We start from the raw sequence: 26,691 nt of genomic DNA on the forward strand, positions 1-26,691 counted from the left end.
GCATGTCCGGGGCGGGCCGCAGCACGGCCGCCAAGGCCCTGGAGGACCTCGACTGGTTCGTGGTCGACAACCTCCCGCCGGGCCTGCTGGCGACCATGGCCGACCTGGGCGGCCGGGTCAAGGACGCGGTACCGCGCATCGCGGTCGTGGTGGACGTGCGCAGCCGCGCGTTCACCGAGGACCTGCACACCGCCATCGGCGAGCTGGAGGCCCGCGGCGTCCACCCGCGCGTGGTGTTCCTGGAGGCCGGCGACGCCGACCTGGTGCGCCGCTTCGAGAGCGTGCGCCGCCCGCACCCGCTGCAGGGCGACGGCCGCCTGGTCGACGGCATCGCCCGGGAACGCGAGCTGGTCCGCGAGGTCCGCGCCGAGGCCGACCTGGTGCTCGACACCAGCGGGCTCAACGTGCACGAGCTCCGCGCCAAGATCATCGGGTTCTTCGGCAACGACACCGGCGAGTCCAGCCTGCGCGCCACCGTGGTGTCGTTCGGCTACAAGTACGGCCTGCCGGTGGACGCCGACCTGGTCGTGGACTGCCGGTTCCTGCCCAACCCGCACTGGGTGCCCGAGCTGCGGCCCAAGACCGGCCGCGACACCGACGTGCGCGACTACGTGCTGGGCCAGCGCGGCGCCAAGGAGTTCCTGGACGCCTACACCGAGGTGCTGCGGCTGCTCGCCGACGGCTACGAGCGCGAGGGCAAGCACTACGTGACGCTCGCCGTGGGATGTACCGGCGGCAAACACCGTAGTGTGGCCATGGCGGAGCAGTTCGGCGCCCGCCTGCGGGACGAGGGCATCGAGGTCCAGGTCGCCCACCGCGACCTCGGCCGCGAGTGAGCCGCGTCGCCCCGACGCGCCCGTCCCGGACCCACCCACGACCCGGACCCACTGACGATCCGGACACACCTACGAGGAGAGCGGTACCCCGGTGAACCCCCCCGGACCGAAGGTCGTCGCGCTCGGCGGGGGCCACGGCCTGTACGCCTCGCTGTCGGCGCTGCGCCGCGTCACCGACCGGCTGACCGCCGTGGTCACCGTCGCCGACGACGGCGGCTCCAGCGGCCGGCTCCGCCGCGAGCTGGGCGTGCTGCCGCCCGGCGACCTGCGGATGGCGCTGGCCGCCCTGTGCGGCGACGACGAGTGGGGCCAGACCTGGCGCGACGTGGTCCAGCACCGCTTCCGCAGCCAGGGCGAGCTGCACGACCACGCCGTCGGCAACCTGCTGATCGTCGCGCTGTGGGAGCTGCTGGACGGGCAGGCCCCCGGCTCCACCGTCGCCGGGCTCGAATGGGTCGGGCGGCTGCTGGGCGCGCACGGCCGGGTGCTGCCGATGGCGGCGGTCCCGCTGGACATCGTCGCGCAGGTGCGCGGCGCCGACCCGTCCCGGCCCGACGCGGTCACCCAGGTGAAGGGGCAGGTGGCGTGCGCCAAGACGCCCGGCAGCGTGCTGGGCGTCTCGCTGGTGCCCGCCGACCCTCCCGCCTGCCCCGAGGCCCTGGCCGCCGTCGAGGACGCCGACTGGGTGGTGTTCGGGCCCGGGTCGTGGTTCACCAGCGTGCTGCCGCACCTGAAGGTCCCCGCGCTCGCCCGCGCGCTGACCGCCACGAAGGCCCGCCGGATCGTGGCGCTGAACCTGGTGCCGCAGCCGGGGGAGACCGACGACTTCTCCCCGCAGACCCATCTGGAGGTGCTCCAGGCCCACGCCCCCGACCTGCGCGTCGACGTGGTCGTCGCCGACCGCGGCGTGGTGGACGACCCGGTCGCGCTCGACAAGGCGGCGCACATGCTGGGCGGCCGGCTGGTGCTGGCCGACGTGGCCGCCCCGGACGGCTCGCCGCGTCATGATCCCGCCCTGCTGGCCCAAGCCTTCGTACAGATATTCGCTGACTGACGCCCAGCGCGGCCGGGATCGGCCAGACTGCTGGGAGTTCGATAGGGGGAGGGTTCGTATATGGCGATGACCGGTGTGGTGAAGGACGAGCTGAGCAGGCTCACGGTGATGAAGCCGTGCTGCCGCAAGGCCGAGGTCTCCACGCTGCTGCGGTTCGCGGGCGGTCTGCACCTGATCAGCGGCCGGATCGTGATCGAGGCGGAGATCGACACCGGGGTGGCGGCGCGGCGGCTGCGCAAGGACATCGCCGAGGTGTTCGGGCACACCTCCGAGGTGGTCGTGCTCGCGCCCAGCGGACTCCGCAAGGGCAACCGCTACGTCGTGCGCGTCTACCGCGACGGCGAGTCGCTGGCCCGGCAGACCGGGCTGATCGACAACAACGGGCGCCCGGTGCGCGGCCTGCCCCGGCACGTGGTCGCGGGGGCGGCCTGCGACGCCGAGTCCGCCTGGCGCGGGGCGTTCCTGGCGCACGGCTCGCTGACCGAGCCGGGCCGCTCCATGTCGCTGGAGGTCACCTGCCCCGGCCCGGAGGCGGCCCTGGCCCTGGTCGGCGCGGCCCGCCGCCTGAAGATCCACGCCAAGGCGCGGGAGGTGCGCGGCGTGGACCGCGTCGTGGTCCGCGACGGCGACGCCATCAGCGCCCTGCTGACCCGTCTCGGCGCGCACGACAGCGTGCTGGCGTGGGAGGAGCGGCGGATGCGCCGCGAGGTCCGCGCCACCGCCAACCGGCTGGCCAACTTCGACGACGCCAACCTGCGCCGCTCGGCGCGCGCGGCCGTCGCCGCCGGGGCCCGCGTGGCCCGCGCCCTGGAGATCCTCGGCGACGAGGCCCCCGAGCACCTGGTCAGCGCCGGCCGGCTGCGGCTGGAGCACAAGCAGGCGTCGCTGGAGGAGCTCGGCCAGCTCGCCGACCCGCCGCTGACCAAGGACGCCATCGCGGGCCGTATAAGGCGTCTGCTGGCCATGGCCGACAAGCGCGCCCAGGACCAGGGCATCCCCGGCACCGAGGCCAACCTCACCGCCGACATGCTCGCCCCCTGACGGCCGCCGGGACGCGGCCTCAGGGGAGGCGGCGCAGCGTTCCGTCCGGGGACGCCTCGACGGTCAGGGGCCGCCCGGCGGCGGTGATCCCGATGCGCAGGCCGCCGCTCGGTGACGGCCGGGTCCGCACCCGCGCGGCCCTCGGCTCCCGGGACGGCGCGATCACCGTGAGCATCCGCACGCGTTCGCCCCGCCCGCCCAGCCGGACCACCGGCGCGGGGCGGGCGGTGCGGTGGGCGGTGGCGACCCATCCCTGCAACGGCGCGCGCGAGCCCGCCACCACCTGCGCGGGCAACGCCTCGGCGCCGTCGCCGGGCAGCGGCACCCGCACGAAGTCGACCCGCGTCCTGCCCGCCGTCGCGACCGCGCCGTGCGGGGCGGCGACGGCGCTGAACGCGGGCGGCAGGTGCCACAGCTGCTCGACGGTCCGGCTCGTCGGTGCCGTGGTTCCACGCGCCCGAGCAGTGGCGCGGGTCCGACAGTCACCGGGCGTGCTCGGCGATGGCCCCGTCCAGCCGGCCCGCCGCCAGGTGCGCGCGCAGGCACACCATGGTGATCAGCCGGAACCTGGTGCCCTCCTCGATCGCCTCGCGGCGGCGGGCGTCGAAGCGCGCGGGGCGGCGGTTGGCCGCCAGCCAGTCGCGCACGACGTGCGCGGCCAGGTCCAGCGCGCCGCGGTCGCCGGTGCGCTCGTACGCGCGGACCAGGCCGCCCAGCCACTCCAGCGAGTGCAGCCACAGCTGCCAGGTCCGGTCGCCGCCGGGGGCCAGCGCCCAGTCCACCCCCCGGTCGACGCGGCCGCCGCGCGCCACCGTGACCGGCGCGGCGCCGGGGACGGCGAACCGGCCCGCGCGGACCTGGGCGGGCGGGTTGAGGCGGTCCAGGCCGTTGTAGCCCAGGCACCCGGGGACGACCGGCGCGACGCGCGCGTGCGGGGGCGCGGCCACCGGCAGCGCCGGGGAGACGGCGCGTTCCGGCGGGAGCAGCGCCACCACTCCGGCGACGGCCGGGACGGCGGCGGCGAGGGCGCCGCACAGGACGGCGTACCAAGATCGTTAGTACACGTGCGGGAGACCCCCGCAGGGCCCCGGAGGTTGCCCCGGCCGCCGGAAACGGCCGGTACCGGGCGGCGGGACGAAAAGTTTTCCGGACGGACGCCGAACGTTCCGCCGACCAGGCCGTTGTGTTGCGAAAAGAGTGGTTTGTCGGAAAAGCAGGGCGGTGCGACCCGCGTTTTCAGGGACGGCGGGCCAATGGTCTAGACGACGTGGTCTAGACCCCCATCGGCGCAGGTGGGGTCACCCGGCCGGGGGAGGGCGACTCACCCGCCGCGTCACGGCCACCGGTGTGGGGACGCGGCCTGCGCATTCGATAGGGTCGGAGGCGGGGGAGACCCCTGATCCACGGTAGTTAGCGGGCCCGGTGCGCACCGGGCGAGACGACGTACGAGGAGAGCCGTTCCGTGACCATCCGAGTAGGCATCAACGGGTTCGGCCGGATCGGCCGTAACTTCTTCCGCGCGGTCAAGGCGAGCGGAGCCGACATCGAGGTGGTGGCGGTCAACGACCTGACCGACAACGCCACCCTCGCGCACCTGCTCAAGTACGACTCCATCCTGGGCCGCTTCCCCGAAGAGGTGAAGGCCACCGAAGACGAGATCATCGTCGGCGGCACCGCGATCAAGGCGTTCGCCGAGCGCGACCCGGCCAACCTCAAGTGGGGCGACCTCGGCGTCGACGTCGTCGTGGAGTCCACCGGCTTCTTCACCGACGCGACCAAGGCCAAGGTGCACGCCGACAACGGCGCCAAGAAGGTCATCATCTCGGCGCCCGCCAAGAACGAGGACGTCACCGTCGTCATGGGCGTCAACCACGACGAGTACGACGCCGCCGCGCACACGGTGATCTCCAACGCCTCCTGCACCACCAACTGCCTGGCCCCGATGGCGAAGGTCCTGCGCGACACCTTCGGCATCGAGAAGGGCCTGATGACCACGATCCACGCCTACACCCAGGACCAGAACCTCCAGGACGCGCCGCACAAGGACCTGCGCCGCGCCCGCGCCGCCGCCCTGAACATCGTCCCGACCTCCACCGGCGCCGCCAAGGCCATCGGCCTGGTCATCCCGGAGCTGAAGGGCAAGCTCGACGGCTACGCGCTGCGCGTGCCGATCCCGACCGGCTCGGCCACCGACCTGACCGTCGAGGTCGGCCGCGAGACCACCGTCGAGGAGGTCAACGCCGCCATGAAGGCCGCCGCCGAGGGCGAGCTGAAGGGCATCCTGACCTACACCGAGGACCCGATCGTGTCCTCCGACATCGTCACCGACCCGGCCTCCTGCATCTTCGACGCCGGCCTGACCAAGGTCATCGGCAACCAGGTCAAGGTCGTCGGCTGGTACGACAACGAGTGGGGCTACTCCAACCGCCTGGCCGACCTGGTCAAGCTCGTCGGCGCCGGCCTCTGAGCCGCTGACCCGCCGTGCCCGTGGACGCCGCGGGCACGGCGGTCGTGTCTCCACCCGTCTTTTCACGGAAGGACCTCGCGTTCGATGCGCACCATCGACGACCTGGACGTCAGCGGCAAGCGGGTGCTCGTCCGCACCGACCTGAACGTTCCGCTGCAGGACGGCCGGATCACCGACGACGGCCGGATCCGGGCCAGCGTCCCCACGATCAAGAAGCTGCTGGACCGGGGCGCCCGCGTCATCGTCTGCGCCCACCTCGGCCGCCCCAAGGGCGAGGTGAGGCCGGAGCTCTCGCTGGCCCCGGTCGCCGCGCGCCTGGGCGAGCTGCTGGGCACCGACGTCGCCTTCGCCTCCGACGTGGTCGGCGACTCCGCCGGGGCCACCGCCGAGGGGCTGGCCGACGGCCAGGTCGCCCTGCTGGAGAACCTGCGCTTCGAGGCGGGCGAGACCAGCAAGGACGACGCCGAGCGCGGCGCGTTCGCCGACCGGCTCGCCGCCCTCGCCGAGCTGTACGTCGGCGACGGGTTCGGCGCGGTGCACCGCAGGCACGCCAGCGTCTACGACGTCCCCCGGCGCCTCCCGCACGCCGCCGGCGACCTGATCGCCGCCGAGCTCGCGGTGCTGCGCAGGCTCACCGAGGACGTCGAGCGCCCCTACGCCGTCGTGCTGGGCGGCTCCAAGGTCTCCGACAAGCTCGGCGTGATCGACAACCTGCTCGGCAAGGCCGACCGCATCCTGGTCGGCGGCGGCATGGTCTTCACCTTCCTCAAGGCCCAGGGCCACGAGGTCGGCAAGAGCCTGCTGGAGGAGGACCAGCTCGACACCGTCCGCGAGTACCTGCGCCGCGCCGAGGGCAGCGGCGTGGAGTTCGTGCTCCCGGTCGACGTCGTCGCCGCCACCGCGTTCGCCGCCGACGCCGACCACGAGGCGGTGCCCGCCGACGCCCTCCCCGCCGACCGCCTCGGCCTGGACATCGGCCCCGAGTCCGGCAAGCTGTTCGCCTCCCGTCTCGCCGACGCCCGGACGGTCTTCTGGAACGGCCCGATGGGCGTGTTCGAGATGGAGCCCTACGCGCACGGCACCCGCGCGGTCGCGCAGGGCCTGATCGACTCCGGCGCGTTCACCGTGGTCGGCGGCGGCGACTCGGCCGCGGCCGTACGCCGGCTCGGCTTCGACGAGGACGCCTTCTCCCACATCTCCACCGGCGGCGGCGCCAGCCTCGAGTACCTCGAGGGCAAGGCGCTGCCCGGCCTGCAGGCTCTGGAGGACTGACCCCCATGGCACCCAAGACCCCTTCCCGTAAGCCGCTGATGGCGGGCAACTGGAAGATGAACAACAACCACTTCGAGGCGATCGCGCTGGTGCAGAAGCTGGCGTTCGCCCTGAAGGACACCGACCACGACGCCGTCGATATCGCGGTGCTGCCGCCGTTCACCGACATCCGCTCGGTGCAGACCCTGGTGGACGCCGACAAGCTGCGCATCCAGTACGGCGCGCAGGACGTCTCCCCGCACGCCTCGGGCGCCTACACCGGCGAGATCTCCGGCGCCATGCTGGCCAAGCTCGGCTGCGCCTACGTCACCGTCGGCCACTCCGAGCGCCGCCAGTACCACCACGAGGACGACGCCCTGGTCAACGCCAAGGCCCGGGCCGCCATCGCCAACGAGATCACCCCGATCGTCTGCGTCGGCGAGGGCCTGGAGGTCCGGCAGGCGGGCGAGCACGTCGGGTACTGCCTCAAGCAGGTCGACGGCGCGCTGGAGAAGATCCCCGCCGACCGGGTCCGCACCCTCGTGATCGCCTACGAGCCGGTGTGGGCGATCGGCACCGGCGAGGTCGCCACCCCGCAGGACGCCCAGGAGGTCTGCGCCGCGATCCGCGGCCGTGTCGGCGAGCTCTACGACGCCGAGACCGCCGACCAGGTGCGTATCCTGTACGGAGGGTCGGTCAAGGGGAGCAACGTCGCCGGGATCATGACCCAGGCCGACGTGGACGGCGCGTTGGTCGGTGGTGCCAGCCTCGACGCGGGTGAATTCGTCAAGATCTGCCGGTACCGGGACCTCCCGGTCTGATCAGATCTGATCAATTCGGGCGTGTCCCGGGGGTTCCTGCCGAACCAGCGAAGAGTTCGTCGTACCCTTCGTAGCTGACGGGTAAACCGTCCGGCTCGATCCTCCGTCCTTGCATATGAGAAACCCCGCGCCAGCGGGGGTGGCCAGAAAAGGCGCTGAACTGTGATCATCGCAACGTCCATCGTGCTCATCATCACGAGCCTGCTGATGGTGGTCCTCGTCCTGATGCACAAGGGCAAGGGCGGCGGGCTGTCCGACATGTTCGGCGGCGGCATCTCGTCCTCCCTGGGCGGATCGTCGGTGGTCGAGCGCAACCTCGACCGGCTGACGGTGGGAACCGGCGTGATCTGGTTCGCCTCGATCGTCACGCTCGGACTGCTGTTCAAGAGCTGACGGGGCGGGCCGGGACGTCGGCCGAGCGGCCGAAGAACACGTACGATCGCCGCGCCCGTCCGCGCCTCTCCCTCGGGAGGCGCGGACGGACGGGCGGCATACAGATGCGAGGAGTAGTCCGTGGGTAGTGGCAACGCGATTCGGGGCAGCCGTGTCGGGGCCGGCCCGATGGGAGAGGCCGAGCGCGGCGACGCGGCCCCCCGGGTCTGGGTGACCTTCTACTGTGCCAACCGGCACGAGACCCGTCCGAGCTTCGCGACCGACGTCGCGGTCCCCGACACGTGGGACTGCCCGCGCTGCGGGTTCCCGGCCGGGCAGGACAAGGACAACCCCCCGGCCCCGCCGAAGACCGAGCCCTACAAGACGCACCTGGCGTACGTCAAGGAGCGCCGCAGCGACGCCGACGGCGAGGCGATCCTGGAGGAGGCGCTCGCCAAGCTCCGCGAGAAGCGCGCCGCCGTCAAGCGCGCCATGGAGGCCGCGGGCCGCTGAGCCCGCCAGCCCCACGACGGCCCGGTCCCGCCCCCGCACGGGGGGAGGGAACCGGGCCGTCGGCGTCCCCGCGCCGCGAGGGCCCGCTATGCTTGCCGGACGCGACTGGCGCGGTCAAGGTGGAGACACCACCGGGGAGCGAACCATGTCCGGACACCGCGCGCCTGGGTGGACGGGCCCCTCAGCCGGGGGTGCCCGCCACGCGCCTCCGGCGTGACCCAGCGCGGAGGCAGTCATGCACCAGCCGTCCCTTCCCCATCTGCTGGCCGAGGACCCCGACCTGGCGGGGCTGATCGAGGCCGAGGCGCAGCGCCAGCACGACAAGATCAGGCTGATCGCGTCGGAGAACTACGTGTCCCCGGCGGTGCTGGAGGCCACCGGCTCCGTCCTGACCAACAAGTACTCCGAGGGCTACGCGGGCCGCCGCTACTACGAGGGCCAGCAGAACGTCGACCCGATCGAGCTGCTGGCGATCGAGCGCGCCAGGTCCGTGTTCGGCGTCGAGCACGCCAACGTCCAGCCCTACTCCGGCTCGCCCGCCAACCTCGCGGTCTACCTGGCGTTCCTGGAGCCCGGCGACAAGGTCATGGGCCTGTCGCTGCCGATGGGCGGCCACCTGACGCACGGCTGGTCGGTGTCGGCGACCGGGAAGTGGTTCACGCCGGTGCGGTACGGGGTGCGGGCCGACACCGGCCGCGTCGACATGGACGAGGTCCGCGACCTGGCGCTGAGGGAGCGGCCCAAGCTGATCTGGTGCGGCGGCACCGCGATCCCGCGCACGATCGACTTCCCGGCGTTCGCCGAGATCGCCCGGGAGGCCGGGGCGGTGCTGGCCGCCGACATCGCCCACATCGCGGGGCTGATCGCCGGCGGCGCGCACCCGTCGCCGGTCGGCCACGCCGAGGTGATCTCCACGACCACGCACAAGACGCTGCGCGGCCCGCGCGGCGCGATGGTCATGTCGACGGCCGAGCACGCCGCCCGGATCGACAAGGCCGTCTTCCCCGGTCTGCAGGGCGGCCCCCACGACCACACCACCGCCGCGATCGCGGTGGCGCTGAAGGAGGCCGCGCGGCCCGACTTCCGCGCCTACGCCGCGCAGATCGTGGCCAACGCCCGGGCGCTGGCGGAGGCGCTGGTGGAGCGGGGCTTCGACCTGGTCTCCGGCGGCACCGACAACCACCTGATCCTCATCGACCTGACCGGCCGGGGCGTGCCGGGCAAGCCCGCCGCGCAGGCCCTGGACCGGGCCGGGATCGAGCTCAACCACAACACCGTCCCGTTCGACCCGCGCAAGCCCTTCGACCCCTCGGGCCTGCGGCTGGGCACCGCCGCCATCACCACGCGGGGGCTGACCGAGGAGCACATGCCGCGCGTGGCGGCGTGGATCGACGAGGTCGTGCGGGCCGCCGCCAAGCGGGACGAGAGCGTGCTCGCGCGCGTCGCGGGCGAGGTCCGCGACCTGCTGGCGGCCTACCCGATGCCGGGCTGGGCCCCGGCCTCCTGAGCCCCGTCCCGCCGGGCGGTGTCCGCGGCGGGCGCGGTGAACGGTCTGCGCCCGCCCGGCACGCCCGTGTGGGGTGCGCCGTCGTCGTCGAGGTACTCGAAGGCGAACGGCAGCCCCTGCGCGAGCATCGGCCGGGCCCGGTCCATCAGGTGGAAGTGCAGGTGCGGCTCGGAGGAGTTGCCGGAGTTGCCGACCTCGCCCAGCACCTCGCCCGCCGCCACCCGCTGCCCCCTGCGGACCCGGACCGAGCCGCGCCGCAGGTGCGCGAGGACCGCGTGCACGCCGTCGCCCAGGTCGAGGGTGACGTGGTTGCCGATCACGAACCGGCCCGCCGACAGCGTCGCCAGCGACAGCGGCGACCGGAAGAGCATGCCCTCGACCAGCAGGTAGAGCAGTCCGGGCCAGGTGTTGCGGGCCCGGTGGTCGCGCTGCCACCCCGAGACCGCGACCACCACGCCGTCGGCGGGCGCGTGGACGGGCCGCCCGAACGCCGGGAACGCCTCCGCCCGCGCCCCGACCACGCCGGGCCGCACCGGCCTCCACTCCGCGTCCGGGTCGGGCGCGTGCACCAGGTCGATCGCGTAGGTCTGGCCCAGCTCGTGGGTGCCGTGGCTGGGGACCTTGTCGGCCGGGCTGTTGACCGGGACCCACCGCCCCTCGACGGGGGAGCGCAGCGGGACCGGGGCGCGCCCGGCGGGGCGGGTCGGCAGGAAGGCCAGCACCAGGCCGGCCAGGATGAGCGCGAACCCGGCCGCGCCGAGCCCCCCGACGCCGTGCAGCGGCTGGGTGAGCGTCATCGCGATGCCCGCCAGCACCGACGGCGTTCCGAACCGGGACAGGGCGCGCGGTATTCTCATGTCTCCGAAATTACGGAATTTCGGAATTGATGTCAACGTCGCGGCGGGACGGGGCGCGATCCCCGGCCCGGCCCGTCACCGGCCCGCGCGCCGGAACACGGTGATCATCCGCCACGCCTTCGGGTCGCGCAGGTCCACGTCGGCGAAGTCGCCGTGGCGCGCCACCGGCTCCAGCGCGCCCGACAGCCGGACCGCCGCCGCCAGCTCGGTCGCCGACCAGAACCGGTAGGGCACCATGTCGCGGATCACCCGGGTCGTCCCGGCCTCCTCGATCACCATCGTGACGTGGTCGTCGGCGATCTGGGTGACCGGGTCCAGCCGGTCGGCCGGCTCGCCCCAGCGGACCGTGGCGCGGACGCCGTCGCGCTCCACCGTCCAGGCGGTGGACACGCTCGGGTCGTCGCCGAGCCGGTCGCGGGGGTGCGACATCTCCAGCACGTACAGGCCGTCGTCGGCCAGGTGCTCGGCGACGCGGTCCAGGTGCGCGGTGAACGCCTCCAGCGTCATCAGGTGCGAGGTGGAGTCCAGCATGGTCACCACCAGGTCGAACCGGCGGCCCAGCGCGAACGCCGTCATGTCCTCCTGCACGACCTCGATCTCCAGCCCCGCCGTCCGCGCGGCCCGGTCGGCGTGCGCGCACATGGCCGGGTGCAGGTCGAGCGCGGTCGCCCGCAGCCCGCGCCGGGCGAACTCGCGGGCGTGCTCGGCGGGCCCGGCCGCCAGCTCCAGCACGGTGCGGGGCGGCGCGCCGCCCGGCCGGTGCCGCCCGCACCAGTCCAGCAGCACGTCCACCTCGGCGGTCACGTCGCGGAACGCGCACGCCAGTTCGTAGGCCCAGGGGTCGTCGTAGATGCCGCTCACGGGCCCCTATCCTGCCAGCGCGCCCCCGGGGCCGGGGTCCACGGCGCCCGGCGCGGCGGAGCGGCCGTCCAGCCGCATCCGCACCTCCAGCACGCCGGGCTCCCCGGTGCGGCGGGTCCGGCCGCCCAGCGAGGCCAGCAGCCGCCGCATCCGGACGTTCTCGCCGAGCGCGGTCGCCCGCAGCTCGACCAGGCCGCGTTCCCGGCCGAGCCCCAGCAGCAGCCCGGCCAGCGCCCGGCCGAGCCCGCGGCCCTGCCAGGCGTCCTCCACCAGGAACGCCAGCTCCGCCACGCCCGGGTCCAGCACGTGGATCAGGTGCGCCAGCGCCAGCACCGACCCGTCGGGGCCCTCCGCGACGAGCGTCAGCCCGTGCGCCGGGTCGCAGAACAGCTCGAACGACCGCCGCGACAGGGACGGCTTGGGGCTGAAGTACCGCATCCGCCGGCTGTCCAGCGAGCACCGCTCGTGCATGGCCCGCACCGCGTCGGCGTCGCCGCGCGTGACCGGCCGCACCAGCACGCGCGTGCCGTCGCGCAGCGTCACCGCGCGCGACCCCGGCGGCGGGGAGGGGTGCGGCAGCGCCGCGCGGACCAGCGCGTCGGCCCGCGCCGCCTCGGTCGCGGTGAACGGCAGCCCGCCGCGCCGCAGCCGCACCGCCCGCCGCTGCCCGGCCGCGACGACGAGCACGTCGGGCTCCTCGTCCCCCGCGGCGGCGGCCGTCGCCCAGCCGGCCTCGTCGGCGCGCAGCAGCTCGGCCAGCACCTCCGGCAGCGCGTGCGGCTCGGCGCGCAGCCGCGCCACCAGGGCCAGCGCCCGGGTCGGCTCGTCCACCAGCTCGTGCGGGCGGGCCGGGACGACGGCGGTGCGCGTCCCGCCCGCCTCCTCCAGGGCCGCGCGCAGCCCCTCGGGGCCGGGCCCGCCGGGCGGCGCGGCGACGATGAACTCGTCCACCACCCCCTGGGTGTCGACCTGCACCGACAGGCCGAGGATGTTGGCGCCCCGCGCGGCGAGCGCGGCCGTGAGCAGGGCCAGCCGGCCGGGACGGTCGTCGATCTCGGTGCGGATGCGCAGCAGCGGCATGGAGCGTTCCCGTCTGTGGGGGCGGGTGCGTACCCCGTCACGATGGGCGGGCGGTGTTACGCGGCGGCTACGTCCCCGTGAGGCCACGGTTTCACCTTGCCGACGAGGCTTGAGCGATCGGCCGGGGCGGCCTACCGTGCGGTGGGTGATCGACCCTCCGAACGGGGACGTGGAGCGGCTGCCGCTGCTGCCGCCCGGACTGCTGAGCGAGCGCCAGCGCGAGGTCTACGACGCGCTGACCGAGGGGCCGCGCGGCGAGCGGCCGCCCGCCTTCCGGCTGACCGACGGCGCGGGGCGGCTCCAGGGGCCGTTCAACGCGATGCTCTACAGCCCCGCCGTCGGGATGCCGTTGCAGGAGCTGGGCGCGGCGCTGCGGTTCCGGACCGCCTTCACCCGCCGGGAGCGGGAGATCGCGATCCTGGTCGTCGCCGCGCACTGGCGCAGCGACTTCGAGTGGTACGCGCACGAGGGCATCGCCCGCCGCGCGGGGCTGACCGACGGCGAGCTGGCGGCGCTGCGCGCCGGGCGGGCCCCGCTGCTGGCCGACGCGCGCGAGCGGATCGTCCACGAGGCGGCCCGGCAGCTGGCCGCCGAGCACGACCTGTCCGACGCGGTGCACGCCGAGGCCGTCGCCACCCTCGGCCGCACCGCGCTGGTGGAGCTGGTGACCCTGGTGGGCTACTACGCGGCCCTGGCCCTGCAACTGCGGGCGTTCCGGGTGGGGGTGCCGGACGGCGAGCCGGCGCCCGAGTGGGGGGACGATGGCGGGCACCCCGGGTGACGGGCGCGGCGAGACCCTGCGGACCGGGCGGCTGGTGCTGCGCCCGGTGAGCATGAGCGACCACGCGGCGCTGCTGGCCCACTGGAACGGGCCGCTGGTGCGCCGCCACCTGTTCGACGGCCGCGGGGTGTCCCCCGAGCAGGTCACCGAGATCATCGCGGCGAGCCAGCGGGACTTCGCCACCGAGGGCTACGGGCTGTGGACGGTGCGGCCCGCGGTGCGGGGCATGGCGCGCGGCGTGGACCTGGACCCCGGCGGCGCGGACGCGGTGCCGCTGGCGGGGGTGAGCGGGCTGCGCCGCCATCTGGGCCCCGTGGGGGCCGACGTCGAGATCGTCTACAGCGTGGAACCGGCGCGCTGGGGCCAGGGCCTGGCGGCCGAGGCGGCGCGGGCGGTGCTGGGGTACGCGTTCGACGTGGTGGGCCTGCGCCGGATCACCGCCGAGATCGACACCGGCAACCCCGCGAGCGCGCGCGTGGCCGAGCACCTGGGGATGCGGCGCTGTCCCGACGGACCCGACGGTCCCGACGGGACGCTGCTGTACGCCGCCGACCGCCTGCGCTGGCGCGGATCCAGTCGTGTTGCCGACGTGTGACGACAGAATCAGTCGAACGCTGCACAATAGGGCCATGGATTCAGCACCGCTCGCCCCCGGCTTCGTCAATGGCGACGTCTCGTTCTGGTACCGCGATCTCGACCGGGTCCCGCCCGGCGCGCCGCTGCCCGGACCGCGCACCGCCGACGTGTGCGTGATCGGCGCGGGCTACACGGGCCTGTGGACCGCCTACTACCTCAAGCGCGCCCAGCCGGACCTGCGCGTGGTGGTGCTGGAGAAGGAGCACGCCGGGTTCGGCGCGTCCGGCCGCAACGGCGGCTGGGTCGTCGGGGAGATCGCCGGGTCGCGGGAGCGGTACGCGCGGCGGCACGGGCGCGCGGCGGCGGTGGCGTTGCAGCGGGAGATGTTCGCGACCGTGGACGAGGTGCTGCGGGTCGCGGAGGCCGAGGGCGTCGACGCCGACCTGGTGAAGGGCGGCGTGCTGACCGTCGCCCGCAACGCGCCGCAGCGGGCGCGCCTGGTCGACACCGTGCGCGAGTGCCACGCGTGGGGCTGGGACGAGGACGACATCGTCCTGCTCGGGCCGGGGGAACGCGTCGACGTCGCCGGGTCGGCGGGCGCGGCCTGGAGCCCGCACGCCGCCCGCGTCCAGCCCGCCCGGCTCGTCCGGGGGCTGGCGCGGGTGGTCCGCGACCTCGGCGTGGAGATCTTCGAGCGGACGCCCGTCACCGGGATCCGGCCGCGCCGGGGGAGCGACCCGGCGGCGGCCGTCACCCCCCACGGCACGGTCACCGCCGATCTCGTGCTGCGCTGCACCGAGGGCTTCACCGCCCTGGTGCGGGGGCACCACCGCGACTGGCTGCCGATGAACAGCTCCATGATCGTCACCACGCCGCTGCCGCCCGGAACGTGGGAGCGGATCGGCTGGGAGGGCCGCGAGGTGCTGGGCGACATGGCGCACTACTACATGTACGCCCAGCGCACCGCCGACGACCGGATCGCGTTCGGCGGGCGCGGCAGGCCCTACCGGTACGGCTCGCGCGTGGACGACGCGGGACGCACCGCGCCGGAGACGGTGGCGGCGCTGTGGCGGACGCTGACCGGCATGTTCCCCGCCGCGCGCGAGGCCCGCGTCGACCACGCCTGGTCGGGCGTGCTGGGCGTGCCGCGCGACTGGTGCGCGACGGCCGTGGTGGACCACCGCACCGGCCTCGGCCACGCGGGCGGTTACACCGGGCACGGCGTCGCCGCCGCGAACCTGGCCGGGCGCACGCTGCGCGACCTGGCGCTGCGCCGCGACACCGAGCTGACGGCGCTGCCGTGGGTGGGGTGGCGGGTGCGGCGCTGGGAGCCCGAGCCGCTGCGCTGGCTGGGCGTCCAGTCGATGTACGCGCTGTACCGGGTGGCCGACGCCCGCGAGGCGGCGACGGGCAGGCCCTCGGTCCTCGCCCGCGTCGCCGACACGATCACCGGTCACTGACGGCCGAGCCGCGCCTCCAGCTCCTCCAGGTCGGCGACGAACCACAGGTGGCGGCCCCGGTTGCTCTCCCGCACGAACGCCTCCAGCGCGTCGCCGCCCTCGGGGACGTCGCCGACGACGGCCAGGCCGACGCGGTAGTTGACGAACTTCTGCGCGACCGCGCCCGCCAGCCGGGTGCGCAGGCGGAAGAAGTCGCCGGTGAGGCGTTCCACGGGGAGGGCGACCCAGTGCGCGCCGAGGTAGAAGGCGTTGCCGACCAGGTCGACGGCGTCCTGCTCCCCGCGCACCGCCGGGCCGCCGGGCGCGCACACCAGCACGGACGTGCCGCCGAGGTCGGTGAGGGCGTCGTTCACGCGCGCCGCCTTTCGGGGCCGAGGAAGTCGAGGACGCGGCGGGCCTGCCCGACGATGAGGTGACCGGTGTTCTCCAGCAGCACGTGCTCGGCCCGGGGCAGGCGGCGCAGCGTGGCGCGGGAGTCGAACATCGGGTCCCGGTCGCCGACGATGACGAGGACCGGCATCGTCAGCGAGGCCAGGTCGGCGTCGGAGAACACCGGCAGCCGGTCGCGGCGCGGCCGGAAGTTCTCGTGGACGAACGCCACGTACTCGCCGATCTCGCGGTCCTGCGGCGTCGCGGGCCGGGGCCCCAGCACGAGGTCCATGGCCCTGATCCTCGCCCGCCGCCCGAACGGCAGCAGCAGCGACGCCAGCAGCACCGCGCCGGTCTTCTGCCTGCCGACGCCGCCGGGGCACAGCAGGACCAGGCGCTCGACGCGCCCGGGGCGGCGGACGGCGTAGTCGAGCGCGAGCCGGCCGCCCAGGGACATGCCCGCGACGGCGGCGCGGTCGACCTCCAGCCCGCCCAGGACCTCGTCCAGCCACAGCGCGTGCTCCTCGTCGGCGAGCGGCAGCCGCACCGGCTCGCTCAGGCCCGGCTCGCCGAGCACGTCCACGGCGTGGACGCGGAACCGCCCGGCCCACACGGGCATGTCGTCGCGCCAGGTGAGGGCGTTGCCGCCGGAGCCGTGCAGCAGGACCAGCGGCGGCGCGTCCGGCGGCCCGGCCGACACCACGAACGTGTCGCCCCGCCGCGTCGGCACGTGCCGGCGCTCGACGGGGACGGGCCAGGACGCCAGCAGCTCCCGGTAACGCCCCTCGACGAGACGCCGCCCCTCGGGGGATCGGTAGACCTCGTTCACGAGGGACCCTCCGTCAGCGCGTGGACGACCTTCAGGATCTCGGCGGTGCCCTCCAGGCCGCCCGTGACGACGACCTTGAGGGCGGAGCGGGGCTCGTCGTGGACGGTGTGGACGTGCAGTCCGTGGGCGCCGGGGCCGTTCAGCAGGGCCGCGACGGTGTTGGCGACCCGGTTGGCGGCGTCCCGGCCGATCCCGTCGACCCGCACGACCGTGGACGCCTCGGCGTACGTCTCCGCCGCCGGCGCGGCCGGCGCGGGAGCACCGGTGAACTCCTCCAGGTCCTCCCGCGCGATCCGGTACTGCTTGCCGATCCGGGTCGCCCTCAGCTTCCCGTCCCGCACATAGCCCCGCACGGTCCGCACGTGGAGATCCAGAAGCTCGGCCACCTGCTCGACCGAGTAGTACTGCTGCGCCATACACCCCACCCCGAGACTCTCTATCGTTACCTATCCTGCCATATGTATGGGCTAACAGGTAATGTTGGGGAGTGTCAGGGTCACCGGAGGTGGTGGCCGGGCGTCAGGAGAACCGGGCGATGTACTCCTCGAACGGCGGGATGCCGACCTCGGCGCGGCGCTCGTCCATCCTCTCCGGCTCCACGCACGGCCACGGCACGGGCCCGTCGTCGCGGATCCCGGCGATCTGGGTGCCGTGGACCTGCTCGCGGCCCTCGTTGACCAGCGTCCGGTCCCGCAGGAACGCGTACTGCGCCGCGTCGGCCTCCCCGGCGGCCACGGCCTCGCCCATGAGCGCCACGGCGCGGCGCTGCACGTCGAGCTGGCGGTCGGCGTGCTGGGCGATCAGCCAGGCGGCGCGCGCCGCGTCCGCGCCGACCGCCGGGACGGTGGGCCAGCCGTGCTCGTCGAGGATCTCGGTGAGGCGGTCGGCGTGCCGCGCGGTCAGCCGCCGCCGCTCCAGCTGCTCGGCGAAGTCGTCGCTGTTGGCCATGGGGGAGGCGGCGTGGTCGGCGGCGGCCATGGCGGTGAGCTCGTCGGCGAGTTTCTTGATCATTTGCCGTATTGTGCCATCGCGCGCGGACCGGGCTCAGAGGTCGGCGGTGCCCAGGTCGCGGACCACCCCGGCCAGGGCGCGGATCCGCTCGCACCGGGCGTCGCTCCGCCAGACCAGGCCCCACCGCAGGCGGGGGGCGTCCCGGAGGGGCAGGAACGCGACGTCCGGGCGGTTGTAGTAGCGGGCGGCGTGGGCGCCCAGGTGATGGACGACCTCCCCGGTGCTGACGGTGGTGAGGATGTCGTCCATCTGCCGGGCGACCGGGCCGCGCTCGATGGGGCGCCCGCTGGGGGTCTCGAACGGGAGGAAGGCGTCCTCCCAGTAGTCGGGCAGGGGCGCCGCCGGGCCGAGGACGCCGAAGTCGCCCAGGTCCTCGACCGAGGCGGACGTGCGCGCGGCCAGCGGATGGTCGGGCGTGGCGAGCAGCACCCGGGACTCGGTGAAGACGACCGGGCCGACGGTGAGGTCGGGCTCCTCCACCGGCAGCCAGGAGACCAGGACGTCCACCTCGCCGTTGCGCAGGGGGTCGAACGGGTCGATGAACGGGTTGTGGCGGATGCGCAGCCCCCAGTCGGGGTGGCGGTCCCGGAACGCCTCCCAGTAGGGGCGCAGGTCGTGGGCGTTGCCGGGCAGCATGCCGACGCGCAGCACCGCGGTCTCGCCCCGCGCCGCCAGCCTGGCCCGCCGCATGCCCTCGCGCATCTCGCGGTAGGCGGGTCGCAGGTCGGCGTACAGCCGTTCGCCGATCGGGGTGAGGCGGACGCTGCGGCTGGTGCGCTCGAACAGCCGGGCGCCGACCTCGCGCTCCTGCTTCCTGATGGCCTGGCTGACCCGCGCAGGGCTCACGTGCAGCCGGTCGGCGGTCCTGGTGAAGTGCAGCTCCTCGGCGAGCGTCAGAAAGATCTCGATGTCACGCAGCTCCATGGCGCCCCTCGATCGTGAACCGCGGTGTTAACCGACGTTGCGGAGACGGCCGTTGTTCTCTCCGTGACCGGCCGGAATGCTCGACCTGGTCGCGCCGGGACCGCGACCGAAAGGCATTTTCGAAGGAATTGTGACATGTGCCCGCCCGGGCGGCGCGCCGGTCACGGAAGAGGCCGTCCCGCGAGCGAGGAGAGCTGATGGAGCCCACCGAGATCCTGCCGACCGTGGCGATCCTGTCGCTGGTGACGGTCGAGTTCGGCGGGCACGCGCTGCTGCGTTCCGCCACCACCGACCGGGACCGGCTCGGAGCGTTCCGCGAGCGGTTCTTCCGGGCCGGTCACGCGCACGCCGGGGTGCTGCTGGTGCTCTCGCTGGTCTACCTGCTGTACCTGCCCCGCGCCGGTTTCTCCGACGGCCTGGAGTGGCTGTGCGGCGGTGTCCTGCTGGTCGGGGTGCTGGCGCAGTCGGGCGGGTTCTTCCTCCACCTGGGCGTCGGCGAGGAGGGACGGCGTTCGGCGGGCACGGCGCTCATCCGCGTCGGCGCCCTGCTGCTGGCGGCCGCGCTCATCGCCCTGGCGGCCGGGCTGATCAAGGCCGCCTGACCCTCGTCACGCACGCCCAGAACAACGCGAACCGGAGTCCGACCATGCATCCCTCCCCGACCGTGAGCCCGAGCCCCCCGGCCGTGAGCCGCGCCCGCGGCAACCTGGCCCTGCTCTCGCTGTTCCTGGCCACGTTCGTCCTCGGCAGCACCGAGCTGGTGATCGTCGGTGTGCTGGACCTGATCGCCGCCGACACCGGCGTGACGGTCGGCACGGCGGGCGTCCTGGTCACCGCCTACGCCCTGGGCCTGGCCATCGGCGGGCCCGCGCTGACCGCGGCGACCATCCGCCTGGGGCGGCGGACCCTGCTGTGGATCTCCATGCTGGCCTTCCTGCTGGCCACACTGACGATGGTCGTCACCGACGGCTTCGCGTTCCTGCTGGTGGCCCGGGCGGTGGCCGGGTCACTGCACGGGGTGTTCGTGGGGGCGGCCTTCGTCGCGGTCGGCTCGTTCGTTCCCCCCGAGCGCATGGGGCGGGCCATCGCGGTCATCCTCGGCGGGATCGCCGTCTCCACCGCCATGGGCGTCCCGATCGGGACGCTGGTGGGCCGCAGCCTGGGCTGGCGCGGCGCGTTCGTCGCGATCATCGCCGTGGGCGCCGTCGTCCTGGCGGGCCTGCTCCTGCTGATGCCCGCGGTCAGTACCGGCGGCGCGCAGGGGCTGCGCTCCCAGGCCCGGGCCGCGTTCGCGCCGCGCGTCCTGGTCATGCTGGCGATCGGGGTGCTGCTGCTGGGCGGGCAGTTCACCGTCTTCACCTACATCACGCCCTTCCTGCTGAAGGTGACCGGCCTGTCGGACGCCGCCGTCAGCGGCTTCCTGCTGGCCTACGGCGTGGCCACGGCGGTCGGCACGTTCGCCGGCGGCTGGGCGGCCGACCGCGACGCCTCCCGCGCCCTGGTGGTGGCCAACGTCGTCCTGGTGCTGGCCCTGGGCCTGCTGTACGTGGCCGGGGCCGTCCCGGCGCTGGTCGCGGTGGCGCTGCTGGTGTGGGGCCTGGTCGGGTTCGGGCTGGTACCGGCCCTGCAGTACCGGGTGGCGACGCTCGCCGGTCCCGCCCGCGACCTGGCCGCCAGCCTGCCCGCCTCGGCGGTCAACGCCGGTATCGCGGCCGGGGCGCTGCTGGGCGGCCGGGCCCTGTCCGGCAGCGGCCTGCCGGCGGTCGTCCTCGCCGGCCTGGCGATGTGCCTGGCCTGCCTGCCGCTGACCTGGCTGACGGGACGGTGGGCCGCCCGCTGACGGCCCCGCCCGACCGGGCCGGTCACACGGCCGCGGGCTCGGCGGCCGGGACCGCCGGGACCGGCTCCGGGGCGGCGGCGCGGCGGGCCAGGAGCGGCGCGAGGGCGAGGACGCCGAGGGCGGCGGCGACGCCCGCGACGGCGGCGGTCCACCACAGCGCCGCCGGGGCGACGTGGGTGTACAGGGCCGTCCCGGCGGTCATCGCGGTGAACCGGGCCAGGCCCCAGGTCCACTGGAACGCCCCCTGGTAGCGGCCCCGGGCGTGGGCGGGCGCGAGGTTCGCCACGACCGAGGCCGCGATCCCGCTCATCCCGGCCTCGCCCAGCGACCACAGCACGACCGTCGCCGCGTACTCCCCGGGGCGGTCGGCCAGGCCGGTCGCCGCGACGCCCGCCGCGATCAGCAGGCTCGTCGCCACGTACACCGGAAGCTGCGGGAACCGGGCCAGCGCACCGGTCGCGACCGGCTGGACCAGCACCACCAGCAGCGCGTTCAGCATCGCCATCGTGCCGTACACGGCGGGGGACAGGCCGTCGTCGCGGATGGCGAGGGGCAGCGCCACCTCCGTCAGCGAGTAGATGGCGAGCTGCAGGCCGAGCAGGGGCAGCAGCAGCATCAGCAGCCGGTCGCGCAGCACGACGCCGTAGCCGACGCCGGTCCCGGCCGCACGGCCCGGAGCGCGGTCGGCGGGCAGCCGCCACACGACGATCGCCGCGTACAGCAGGACGGTGACGGCGTCCACGGCGAACAGCAGCCAGTAGCCGCGCTCGGCGAGGAACCCGCCCAGCACGCCCGCCATCGCCGTGCCGATGTTGACGCCCCACCCGAACAGCGCGTACGCGCTCTGCCTGCGTTCGGGGCCGACCCGGTCGGCCAGCAGCGCGTACGCGGCCGGGCTGACCATCGCGCCGGTCGCGCTGAGCAGGACCGCCGCCAGCGCCAGGGTCACCGCGTTGGGGGCGGCGAACAGCGCGCCCTGCGCCGCCGCCGTGCCGACCAGGCCGGTCAGCATCGTCGGGCGGCGCCCCAGCCGGTCGGCGAGCAGCCCGCCGAGCGCCGGGCCGAGCAGGTTGCCCGCGCCGAGCGCGCCGAGGATCCACGGCGTCTGCTCGGGCGTGACGCCGCGCGCCGCGAGGAAGAAGACCAGGAACGGGGTGACCATGTAGCCGAGCCGGTTGACGACCGTGCCGGCGAAGACGACGTAGATGTCGCGGGGAAGCCCGCCGAACTGGGCGGACACGCTGGAACGCAGGAAGGGCATGGCGGAGATCGTGCCCTCGGCCCGGCCGGGGCTCCATTGATTAAGATCAGGCGAAATCCTCGGCCCCGGGAGGCGGACATGCTGGCCGAACTGGCGTTCTCGGCGAGCGACCTGGCGCAGACGCGCTTCGTGGTGTCGCCGATGTGGGAGGTCGTGGCGAGCTACCGGGCCCTGGCCGCCGACACCGTCCCCGACATCCACCGGCGCTGGGCCGGCCAGGTCCGCCCGCGCCTGGGCGCCGTGCCGCCGGACGGGTGGCTGGCCCGGCTGCTCCCCGCGACCGGGCACCTCGCCGACTTCCTCACCCCGCCGCCGGACGGCCCCTTCCCGACGCTCGCGGACGAACTCGCCGCGATCCGCGCCGGCGACCGGGAGATCCTGCGGGCGGAGGTGCCCCACCTGTCCGGGCTGGACCCCGAGCGCCGCGCCCTGCTGCGCGACGACCCCGACACCGCCCTCGGCCAGGTCGTCGCCGAGGTCGAGCGGTACTGGGAGGTCGCGCTCGGGCCGTACTGGGCGCGGATCCGGACCGTCCTGGAGGCCGACGTGTTCCACCGCGCCCGCCAGGTCGCCGAGCACGGCGCGGCGCACCTGCTCAACGACCTGCACGCCGGGGTCCGCTGGGACAACGACACCCTGCGCATCGTGCGCCGCCACTGCGTGCTGAACCGCACGGGCACGGGCGCGGGGCTGGTGCTGGCCCCGTCGGTGTTCGTGTGGTCGCGGGTGCTGACCCTGGCCTCCCCGGCCGGGCCGCCGCAGCTCGCCTACCCGGCGCGCGGCGCGGGCACCCTGTGGGAACGCCGCGCCCCCGCCTCCACCGAGGCCGTCGCCGCGGTGCTCGGGCGTTCCCGCACGACGCTGCTGACCGAGCTGGAGGCCCCCGCGTCGACGACGGAGCTGGCGTCCCGCACCGGCCTGTCGGCCCCGGCGGTGTCCCAGCAGCTGACGGCGCTGCGCGCGGCGGGCCTGGTCAGCGCGCACCGCGCGGGCCGTTCGGTCCTGTACGCCCGCACCGCCACGGCCGACGCCCTGCTCACCGCCCCCGTGGGGTGATCCCGGTCCGGCCCCCGTTCCTTTCGGCCGTTTTTATGACGGCGCGCCTTGAATGATCTCCGGCGTACTCGCCCTTTCATTCCGCCCGGCGAAAACGGTGGGAAGGACGGCTTCATGGATGATCCGGAACGGGAAGGACGGCCCAGCCGCCGCGTGTTCCTCTCGACGGGGGCCGGGCTGGCGGGAGCGGCGGCCCTCGGCACGGGCGCACGGCCCGCGGAGGCCGCGCCGGCGGCTCCGGCGGCCCCGCCCGAGACGGTGCCGCTGACGATGACCGTGAACGGGACACGGCGGTCGTTGCGGGTGGACCCCCGCGCCAGCCTGCTCGACACGCTCCGGGAGGATCTGGCGGTCACCGGGCCGAAGAAGGGGTGCGACCAGGGCGCGTGCGGGGCCTGCACGGTCCTGCTGGAGGGGCGGCGCATCCTGGCGTGCCTGACCTTCGCGCCGATGTTCGACGACGCCGAGATCACGACCGTTGAGGGGCTGGCGGACGGCGACCGGCTGCACCCCGTGCAGCGGGCGTTCGTCGAGCACGACGGGTTCCAGTGCGGCTTCTGCACCTCCGGCCAGGTCACCTCGGCGGTGGGCCTGCTGGAGAAGGAGAACCCGCGGCCGTCCCGCGCCGAGATCAGGGAACTGATGAGCGGGAACCTGTGCCGGTGCGCGGCCTACCCGAACATCGTCGCGGCGGTCGAGGCGGCGGCGCGCGAAACGGGGGAACGGTGATGTCCTTCCACTACACGCGTGCCCGGCACGTCTCCGAGGCGCTGCGGATCCTGGCGGGCGACGAGGGCGCGCGCCTGGTCGCCGGGGGGACCGACCTGTCCACGCTGGTCCGCGACGGCATCGTCGCCCCGACCCACCTGGTCGACGTCAACGGCCTCGGCCTGGACGGGATCGAGTGGCCGCGCGGCGGCGGCGTCCGGATCGGCGCGCTGTGCCGCAACGCGGTCGACGACCCCCGCCTGCGCCGCGCGTACCCGGTGCTGGTCGAGGCGCTGCGCTCGGGCGCGTCCCCGCAGATCCGCAATCGGGCCAGCTTCGGCGGCAACCTGCTCCAGCAGACCCGCTGCGCCTACTTCCGGCTGCCGGAGTTCGCGTGCAACCGCCGCGCGCCCGGCGCGGGCTGCTCGGCCGCCCGGGGCGACGGGCACCTCCAGGCCGTCTTCGGGGCGAGCCCGCACTGCGTGGCGGTCCACCCGTCCGACCTGGCCGTGGCGCTCCAGGCGCTGGACGCGGTCGTCGTGACCGAGGGGCCCCGCGAACGACGGCGCATCCCGGTCGACCGGTTCTTCCGGCTGCCCGGCGCCACCCCGCACATCACGACGGAGCTGCGCCGCGACGAGGTCGTCACGGCGGTCGAGCTGCCGGACGCGCCGTTCGCCCGGCGCTCCCGCTACGTCAAGTTCCGCGAACGCGCCTCCTACGCCTTCGCGCTGGTGTCGGCCGCCGTCGCGGTCGAGGAGCGCGGGGGGACGGTGCGGTCGGCGCGGATCGCGCTCGGCGGCGTGGCGGCCAAGCCCTGGCGGTCGACGGCCGCCGAGCAGGCCCTGGTCGGACGGCGGCTGGACGAGGCGGCCATCGCCGCGGCGGGCGACGCGGCCACGGCGGGCGCGCGGCCCGGGCGCGGCGGCGGCCACAAGGTCGAGCTGGTCCGGCGCGTGGTCCGCCAGGCCCTCACGGAACTGGGGTGACCATGACCGACGACCGGATCGGAGACCCGATGCGACGCGTCGAGGGCCGCGACAAGGTCACCGGCGCCGCCCGATACACCGCCGACGTGCGGACACCGGGCGCGGCCCACGCCGTGCTGGTCGGCAGCGCGATCCCGCGGGGCCGGGTGCTGGGCATCGACACGGGACCGGCCGAGCGGTCACCCGGCGTCCTCGCGGTGATCACGCACCGGAACCGCCCCGCGTGGGCGGCGCTGCCGCCCACGCCCTACACCGCCGAGGGGCGGCTGCCGCTGGCCGACGACCGCGTCCACTACGCGGGCCAGTACATCGCCGTGGTCGTGGCCGAGACCCGCGAGCAGGCCGAGCGGGGCGCCGCGCTGCTGCGGGTCGACTACCGGGAGGAGACGCCGGTCCCCACGCTGGACGCGGCGCTGCCCGACGCGTACGTCGCGCGCGAGGGCGGGCACATCCGGTTCCCTCCCGAATACCGGCGGGGCGACCCCGACCGCGCGCTGGCCGACTCGCCCGTCCGGCTCGACCTGGAGTACCGGACGGCCACGCTCAGCCACGCGCCGATGGAGCCGTCCGCGACGCTGGCGCGCTGGGAGGGCGACCGGCTGACGATCCACGACTCGACCCAGGCCGTCCACCTGCACCGCGCGCTCGTCGCCACCGCGTTCGGGCTGCCCGAGGAGAACGTCCGCATGATCTCCTCGCTGGTGGGCGGCGGGTTCGGCAACAAGTCGTTCCTGTGGCCGCACGTGCTGCTGGCGCCCCTGGCCGCCCGGGTCGTCCGCCGTCCCGTCCGGGTGGTCATCACGCGCAGGCAGGTGTTCACCGGGACCGGGCACATGGCCGCGACCGTGCAGACGGTGCGGCTCGGCGCCGACCGGACGGGCCGCCTGCGCGCGATCGTCCACGACAGCGTCAACCAGACCTCGTTCGTCGACGACCGCCAGGAGGGCGCGCCCGGCAACACGCCGCAGGTCTACGCGGTCCCGAACGTCGCCACGCGGATCCGGGTGGCGAAGGTCAACACCGGGACCTCGGGCGCGATGCGGACGCCGGGCGACAGCGCGGGCGCGTTCGCGCTGGAGTCGGCGCTGGACGAGCTGGCCCACCGCCTCGGCGTCGACCCGGTCGAGGTCCGGCGCCGCAACCACGCCGACCGGCACCCGGTCTCGGGGAGGCCCTGGAGCGGCAAGCAGTTGCTGGCCTGCTACGAGCAGGGCGCCGAGCGGTTCGGATGGGACCGGCGCGACCCCCGGCCACGCTCGATGACCTCGGGCGACGACCTGGTCGGCTACGGCATGGCCGGGGGCCAGCGCACCGAGCACCAGCGGCCCGCCCGCGCCTCGGTCGACCTGACCGACGACGGGACGGCGGTGGTGCGCAGCGGCGTCGTCGAGATCGGCGGCGGCACGCTCACCACGCTGACGCAGGTCGCCGCCGAGGCGCTCGGGCTGGACGCGGCGAGGGTGGGCATCCGGCACGGCGACACCGACCTCCCGGCGGGCCCGCCCACCTTCGGGTCGATGATGTCGGGCAGCGGCGCGTCGGCCGTGCACCTGGCCGCCCTGGACGCCCGCCGCGCCGCGATCGGGCTGGCCGTCCGAGACCGGCGGTCCCCCCTGCACCGTGCGGACCCCGGTGACGTCGTCGCCCGCGCCGGAGGTCTGTACCTGCGCGACGACCCCGACCGGGGCGAGTCCTACCGGACCCTGCTGCGCCGCAACCGCGTGAACGCCCTGCGCGGCGACGGCGACTTCCGCCCGGCGGGCGAGCACGGCCCGCATGCGATGGCGACGTTCGCGGCGCACTTCACCGAGGTGCGCGTCGATCGGAACCTGCCCCGGGTCCGGGTGGTCCGCCATGTCGCGGCGTTCGCCGTCGGCCGCGTCCTCAACCCCCGGACCGCCCGCAACCAGGCCCAGGGAGGGATCATCATGCGGATGGGCGCCGCCCTGATGGAGGACCAGCGTCCCGACCCGGTGTCGGGGCGCTTCCTGGCCCCGGCGCTCACCGACTACCACGTGCCGGTGCACGCCGACATCGGCGAGATCGACGTCGTCTTCGTCCAGGAACCCGACACCAACGCCAACCCGGTCGGCTCCAAGGGGCTCGGCGAGATCTCCTCGGTCGGCGTGTGCGCCTCGATCGCCAACGCCGTCCACCACGCCACGGGCCGGCGGATCAGAAGTCTCCCGATCACCCCCGACAAGCTCCTGTGAGCCGGACGGCCGGG

Annotated in this window: 29 protein-coding genes and 1 riboswitch; of the genes, 18 read left to right on the top strand and 11 right to left on the bottom strand. The window is 74.8% G+C overall.

What is annotated here, in order from left to right; all coding sequences use genetic code 11:
* Nucleotides 1–2 precede the first annotated feature (2 nt).
* From rapZ to whiA, 3 genes are all read left to right on the top strand, one after another.
* On the top strand, nucleotides 3–836 hold the full coding sequence (gene rapZ, locus HNR61_RS33695; protein WP_220510150.1) for an RNase adapter RapZ: 834 nt from the start codon (nucleotides 3–5) through the stop codon (nucleotides 834–836).
* A gap of 91 nt (nucleotides 837–927) precedes the next feature.
* On the top strand, nucleotides 928–1,890 hold the full coding sequence (locus HNR61_RS33700) for a gluconeogenesis factor YvcK family protein (protein ID WP_182847196.1): 963 nt from the start codon (nucleotides 928–930) through the stop codon (nucleotides 1,888–1,890).
* Nucleotides 1,891–1,950: 60 nt separating this feature from the next.
* Complete coding sequence (gene whiA, locus HNR61_RS33705) at nucleotides 1,951–2,931, top strand: DNA-binding protein WhiA (RefSeq protein ID WP_067820622.1); 981 nt, start codon at nucleotides 1,951–1,953, stop codon at nucleotides 2,929–2,931.
* 19 nt (nucleotides 2,932–2,950) lie between these two features.
* Here whiA and HNR61_RS33710 read toward each other — a convergent pair whose 3' ends face one another.
* On the bottom strand, nucleotides 2,951–3,262 hold the full coding sequence (locus HNR61_RS33710; protein WP_182847197.1) for a hypothetical protein: 312 nt from the start codon (nucleotides 3,260–3,262) through the stop codon (nucleotides 2,951–2,953).
* A gap of 151 nt (nucleotides 3,263–3,413) precedes the next feature.
* Complete coding sequence (locus tag HNR61_RS33715) at nucleotides 3,414–3,923, bottom strand: hypothetical protein (protein ID WP_182847198.1); 510 nt, start codon at nucleotides 3,921–3,923, stop codon at nucleotides 3,414–3,416.
* Nucleotides 3,924–4,393: 470 nt separating this feature from the next.
* Between HNR61_RS33715 and gap the strand changes: the two genes are divergently transcribed.
* From gap to glyA, 6 genes are all read left to right on the top strand, one after another.
* Nucleotides 4,394–5,398 carry a type I glyceraldehyde-3-phosphate dehydrogenase gene (gene gap, locus HNR61_RS33720; RefSeq protein WP_182847199.1) on the top strand — a complete coding sequence of 335 codons (1,005 nt, stop codon included), beginning with the start codon at nucleotides 4,394–4,396 and terminating at the stop codon, nucleotides 5,396–5,398.
* A gap of 84 nt (nucleotides 5,399–5,482) precedes the next feature.
* The gene (locus tag HNR61_RS33725) at nucleotides 5,483–6,670 is read left to right on the top strand and encodes a phosphoglycerate kinase (RefSeq protein ID WP_182847200.1); all 1,188 of its coding nucleotides are present in this window, start codon (nucleotides 5,483–5,485) and stop codon (nucleotides 6,668–6,670) included.
* A 5-nt stretch (nucleotides 6,671–6,675) separates the two neighbouring features.
* Nucleotides 6,676–7,470 (top strand): triose-phosphate isomerase, encoded by a 795-nt coding sequence (gene tpiA, locus HNR61_RS33730; protein WP_182847201.1) that lies wholly within the window; start codon nucleotides 6,676–6,678, stop codon nucleotides 7,468–7,470.
* Between the two features lie 162 nt (nucleotides 7,471–7,632).
* Nucleotides 7,633–7,863 carry a preprotein translocase subunit SecG gene (gene secG / locus HNR61_RS33735; RefSeq protein ID WP_182847202.1) on the top strand — a complete coding sequence of 77 codons (231 nt, stop codon included), beginning with the start codon at nucleotides 7,633–7,635 and terminating at the stop codon, nucleotides 7,861–7,863.
* 120 nt (nucleotides 7,864–7,983) lie between these two features.
* Complete coding sequence (locus tag HNR61_RS33740; protein WP_083999976.1) at nucleotides 7,984–8,355, top strand: RNA polymerase-binding protein RbpA; 372 nt, start codon at nucleotides 7,984–7,986, stop codon at nucleotides 8,353–8,355.
* A gap of 91 nt (nucleotides 8,356–8,446) precedes the next feature.
* A riboswitch (ZMP/ZTP riboswitch) is annotated at nucleotides 8,447–8,532 on the top strand.
* 58 nt (nucleotides 8,533–8,590) lie between these two features.
* The gene (gene glyA / locus HNR61_RS33745) at nucleotides 8,591–9,862 is read left to right on the top strand and encodes a serine hydroxymethyltransferase (protein WP_182847203.1); all 1,272 of its coding nucleotides are present in this window, start codon (nucleotides 8,591–8,593) and stop codon (nucleotides 9,860–9,862) included.
* Here glyA and HNR61_RS33750 read toward each other — a convergent pair.
* The 3 genes from HNR61_RS33750 to HNR61_RS33760 form a co-directional block, all read right to left on the bottom strand.
* A complete protein-coding gene (locus tag HNR61_RS33750; RefSeq protein WP_182847204.1) occupies nucleotides 9,829–10,719 on the bottom strand; it encodes a M23 family metallopeptidase in 891 nt (296 codons plus the stop codon). The two genes, glyA and HNR61_RS33750, sit on opposite strands and share 34 nt — an antisense overlap.
* Before the next feature lie 75 nt (nucleotides 10,720–10,794).
* A complete protein-coding gene (locus HNR61_RS33755) occupies nucleotides 10,795–11,580 on the bottom strand; it encodes a class I SAM-dependent methyltransferase (RefSeq protein ID WP_182847205.1) in 786 nt (261 codons plus the stop codon).
* Between the two features lie 6 nt (nucleotides 11,581–11,586).
* Complete coding sequence (locus tag HNR61_RS33760; RefSeq protein ID WP_182847206.1) at nucleotides 11,587–12,660, bottom strand: GNAT family N-acetyltransferase; 1,074 nt, start codon at nucleotides 12,658–12,660, stop codon at nucleotides 11,587–11,589.
* A 145-nt stretch (nucleotides 12,661–12,805) separates the two neighbouring features.
* Here HNR61_RS33760 and HNR61_RS33765 point away from each other — a divergent pair, with 145 nt between their 5' ends.
* From HNR61_RS33765 to HNR61_RS33775, 3 genes are read left to right on the top strand one after another with little or no spacing between them, the layout of a single operon-like run.
* Entirely contained in the window at nucleotides 12,806–13,441 is a 636-nt protein-coding gene (locus HNR61_RS33765) for a carboxymuconolactone decarboxylase family protein (RefSeq protein WP_312898230.1), read from the top strand.
* Entirely contained in the window at nucleotides 13,422–14,036 is a 615-nt protein-coding gene (locus HNR61_RS33770; protein WP_182847207.1) for a GNAT family N-acetyltransferase, read from the top strand. Before HNR61_RS33765 ends, HNR61_RS33770 begins: the two co-directional genes overlap by 20 nt.
* A 34-nt stretch (nucleotides 14,037–14,070) precedes the next feature.
* Entirely contained in the window at nucleotides 14,071–15,477 is a 1,407-nt protein-coding gene (locus HNR61_RS33775) for an NAD(P)/FAD-dependent oxidoreductase (protein WP_182847208.1), read from the top strand.
* On the opposite strand, the gene HNR61_RS33780 is transcribed toward HNR61_RS33775, so the two are convergent.
* The 5 genes from HNR61_RS33780 to HNR61_RS33800 all read right to left on the bottom strand — a co-directional run bounded on the left by HNR61_RS33780 (nucleotide 15,471) and on the right by HNR61_RS33800 (nucleotide 18,610).
* Nucleotides 15,471–15,830: a DUF4180 domain-containing protein gene (locus HNR61_RS33780; RefSeq protein ID WP_182847209.1), complete on the bottom strand. Its 360-nt coding sequence runs from the start codon at nucleotides 15,828–15,830 to the stop codon at nucleotides 15,471–15,473. The genes HNR61_RS33775 and HNR61_RS33780 overlap by 7 nt on opposite strands.
* Entirely contained in the window at nucleotides 15,827–16,675 is an 849-nt protein-coding gene (locus HNR61_RS33785) for an alpha/beta fold hydrolase (RefSeq protein WP_182847210.1), read from the bottom strand. The genes HNR61_RS33780 and HNR61_RS33785 overlap by 4 nt, the downstream gene beginning before the upstream one ends.
* Nucleotides 16,672–17,091, bottom strand: a complete 420-nt coding sequence (locus HNR61_RS33790) for a helix-turn-helix domain-containing protein (RefSeq protein WP_182847211.1) — start codon at nucleotides 17,089–17,091, stop codon at nucleotides 16,672–16,674. Before HNR61_RS33790 ends, HNR61_RS33785 begins: the two co-directional genes overlap by 4 nt.
* Before the next feature lie 103 nt (nucleotides 17,092–17,194).
* A complete protein-coding gene (locus tag HNR61_RS33795; RefSeq protein WP_182847212.1) occupies nucleotides 17,195–17,686 on the bottom strand; it encodes a DUF6624 domain-containing protein in 492 nt (163 codons plus the stop codon).
* A 33-nt stretch (nucleotides 17,687–17,719) separates the two neighbouring features.
* A complete protein-coding gene (locus HNR61_RS33800) occupies nucleotides 17,720–18,610 on the bottom strand; it encodes a LysR family transcriptional regulator (RefSeq protein ID WP_182847213.1) in 891 nt (296 codons plus the stop codon).
* A 197-nt stretch (nucleotides 18,611–18,807) separates the two neighbouring features.
* Here HNR61_RS33800 and HNR61_RS33805 point away from each other — a divergent pair, with 197 nt between their 5' ends.
* A complete protein-coding gene (locus HNR61_RS33805) occupies nucleotides 18,808–19,212 on the top strand; it encodes a hypothetical protein (protein WP_182847214.1) in 405 nt (134 codons plus the stop codon).
* Nucleotides 19,213–19,295: 83 nt separating this feature from the next.
* On the top strand, nucleotides 19,296–20,450 hold the full coding sequence (locus HNR61_RS33810) for an MFS transporter (protein ID WP_220510123.1): 1,155 nt from the start codon (nucleotides 19,296–19,298) through the stop codon (nucleotides 20,448–20,450).
* A 22-nt stretch (nucleotides 20,451–20,472) separates the two neighbouring features.
* Here HNR61_RS33810 and HNR61_RS33815 read toward each other — a convergent pair whose 3' ends face one another.
* Nucleotides 20,473–21,711: an MFS transporter gene (locus HNR61_RS33815; protein ID WP_182847216.1), complete on the bottom strand. Its 1,239-nt coding sequence runs from the start codon at nucleotides 21,709–21,711 to the stop codon at nucleotides 20,473–20,475.
* Nucleotides 21,712–21,789: 78 nt separating this feature from the next.
* Between HNR61_RS33815 and HNR61_RS33820 the strand changes: the two genes are divergently transcribed.
* The 4 genes from HNR61_RS33820 (at nucleotide 21,790) to HNR61_RS33835 (ending at nucleotide 26,677) form a co-directional block, all read left to right on the top strand.
* The gene (locus HNR61_RS33820) at nucleotides 21,790–22,767 is read left to right on the top strand and encodes an ArsR/SmtB family transcription factor (RefSeq protein WP_182847217.1); all 978 of its coding nucleotides are present in this window, start codon (nucleotides 21,790–21,792) and stop codon (nucleotides 22,765–22,767) included.
* Nucleotides 22,768–22,881: 114 nt separating this feature from the next.
* Nucleotides 22,882–23,496, top strand: a complete 615-nt coding sequence (locus tag HNR61_RS33825; protein ID WP_182847218.1) for a (2Fe-2S)-binding protein — start codon at nucleotides 22,882–22,884, stop codon at nucleotides 23,494–23,496.
* A complete protein-coding gene (locus HNR61_RS33830; RefSeq protein WP_182847219.1) occupies nucleotides 23,496–24,464 on the top strand; it encodes an FAD binding domain-containing protein in 969 nt (322 codons plus the stop codon). Before HNR61_RS33825 ends, HNR61_RS33830 begins: the two co-directional genes overlap by 1 nt.
* Nucleotides 24,465–24,466: 2 nt before the next feature.
* Nucleotides 24,467–26,677, top strand: coding sequence for a xanthine dehydrogenase family protein molybdopterin-binding subunit (locus HNR61_RS33835; RefSeq protein WP_246444385.1), 2,211 nt, complete (start codon nucleotides 24,467–24,469; stop codon nucleotides 26,675–26,677).
* The last annotated feature ends 14 nt before the right edge of the window (nucleotides 26,678–26,691 follow it).

It is taken from the genome of Actinomadura kijaniata (genome assembly GCF_014138665.1).
In the GTDB taxonomy this organism is placed as follows: Bacteria; Actinomycetota; Actinomycetes; order Streptosporangiales; family Streptosporangiaceae; genus Spirillospora; species Spirillospora kijaniata.

Bases quoted from the DNA above. Each gene is read 5' to 3' on its own strand.
- whiA (WP_067820622.1), top strand. From the start codon at position 1,951: ATGGCGATGACCGGTGTGGTGAAGGACGAGCTGAGCAGGCTCACGGTG.
- HNR61_RS33805 (WP_182847214.1), top strand. From the start codon at position 18,808: ATGGAGCCCACCGAGATCCTGCCGACCGTGGCGATCCTGTCGCTGGTG.
- HNR61_RS33815 (WP_182847216.1), bottom strand. From the start codon at position 21,711: ATGCCCTTCCTGCGTTCCAGCGTGTCCGCCCAGTTCGGCGGGCTTCCC.
- HNR61_RS33750 (WP_182847204.1), bottom strand. From the start codon at position 10,719: ATGAGAATACCGCGCGCCCTGTCCCGGTTCGGAACGCCGTCGGTGCTG.
- tpiA (WP_182847201.1), top strand. From the start codon at position 6,676: ATGGCACCCAAGACCCCTTCCCGTAAGCCGCTGATGGCGGGCAACTGG.
- HNR61_RS33835 (WP_246444385.1), top strand. From the start codon at position 24,467: ATGACCGACGACCGGATCGGAGACCCGATGCGACGCGTCGAGGGCCGC.
- HNR61_RS33770 (WP_182847207.1), top strand. From the start codon at position 13,422: ATGGCGGGCACCCCGGGTGACGGGCGCGGCGAGACCCTGCGGACCGGG.
- HNR61_RS33775 (WP_182847208.1), top strand. From the start codon at position 14,071: ATGGATTCAGCACCGCTCGCCCCCGGCTTCGTCAATGGCGACGTCTCG.
- HNR61_RS33790 (WP_182847211.1), bottom strand. From the start codon at position 17,091: ATGGCGCAGCAGTACTACTCGGTCGAGCAGGTGGCCGAGCTTCTGGAT.
- HNR61_RS33830 (WP_182847219.1), top strand. From the start codon at position 23,496: ATGTCCTTCCACTACACGCGTGCCCGGCACGTCTCCGAGGCGCTGCGG.
- HNR61_RS33800 (WP_182847213.1), bottom strand. From the start codon at position 18,610: ATGGAGCTGCGTGACATCGAGATCTTTCTGACGCTCGCCGAGGAGCTG.
- HNR61_RS33825 (WP_182847218.1), top strand. From the start codon at position 22,882: ATGGATGATCCGGAACGGGAAGGACGGCCCAGCCGCCGCGTGTTCCTC.
- HNR61_RS33795 (WP_182847212.1), bottom strand. From the start codon at position 17,686: ATGATCAAGAAACTCGCCGACGAGCTCACCGCCATGGCCGCCGCCGAC.
- HNR61_RS33760 (WP_182847206.1), bottom strand. From the start codon at position 12,660: ATGCCGCTGCTGCGCATCCGCACCGAGATCGACGACCGTCCCGGCCGG.
- HNR61_RS33725 (WP_182847200.1), top strand. From the start codon at position 5,483: ATGCGCACCATCGACGACCTGGACGTCAGCGGCAAGCGGGTGCTCGTC.
- glyA (WP_182847203.1), top strand. From the start codon at position 8,591: ATGCACCAGCCGTCCCTTCCCCATCTGCTGGCCGAGGACCCCGACCTG.
- HNR61_RS33820 (WP_182847217.1), top strand. From the start codon at position 21,790: ATGCTGGCCGAACTGGCGTTCTCGGCGAGCGACCTGGCGCAGACGCGC.
- rapZ (WP_220510150.1), top strand. From the start codon at position 3: ATGTCCGGGGCGGGCCGCAGCACGGCCGCCAAGGCCCTGGAGGACCTC.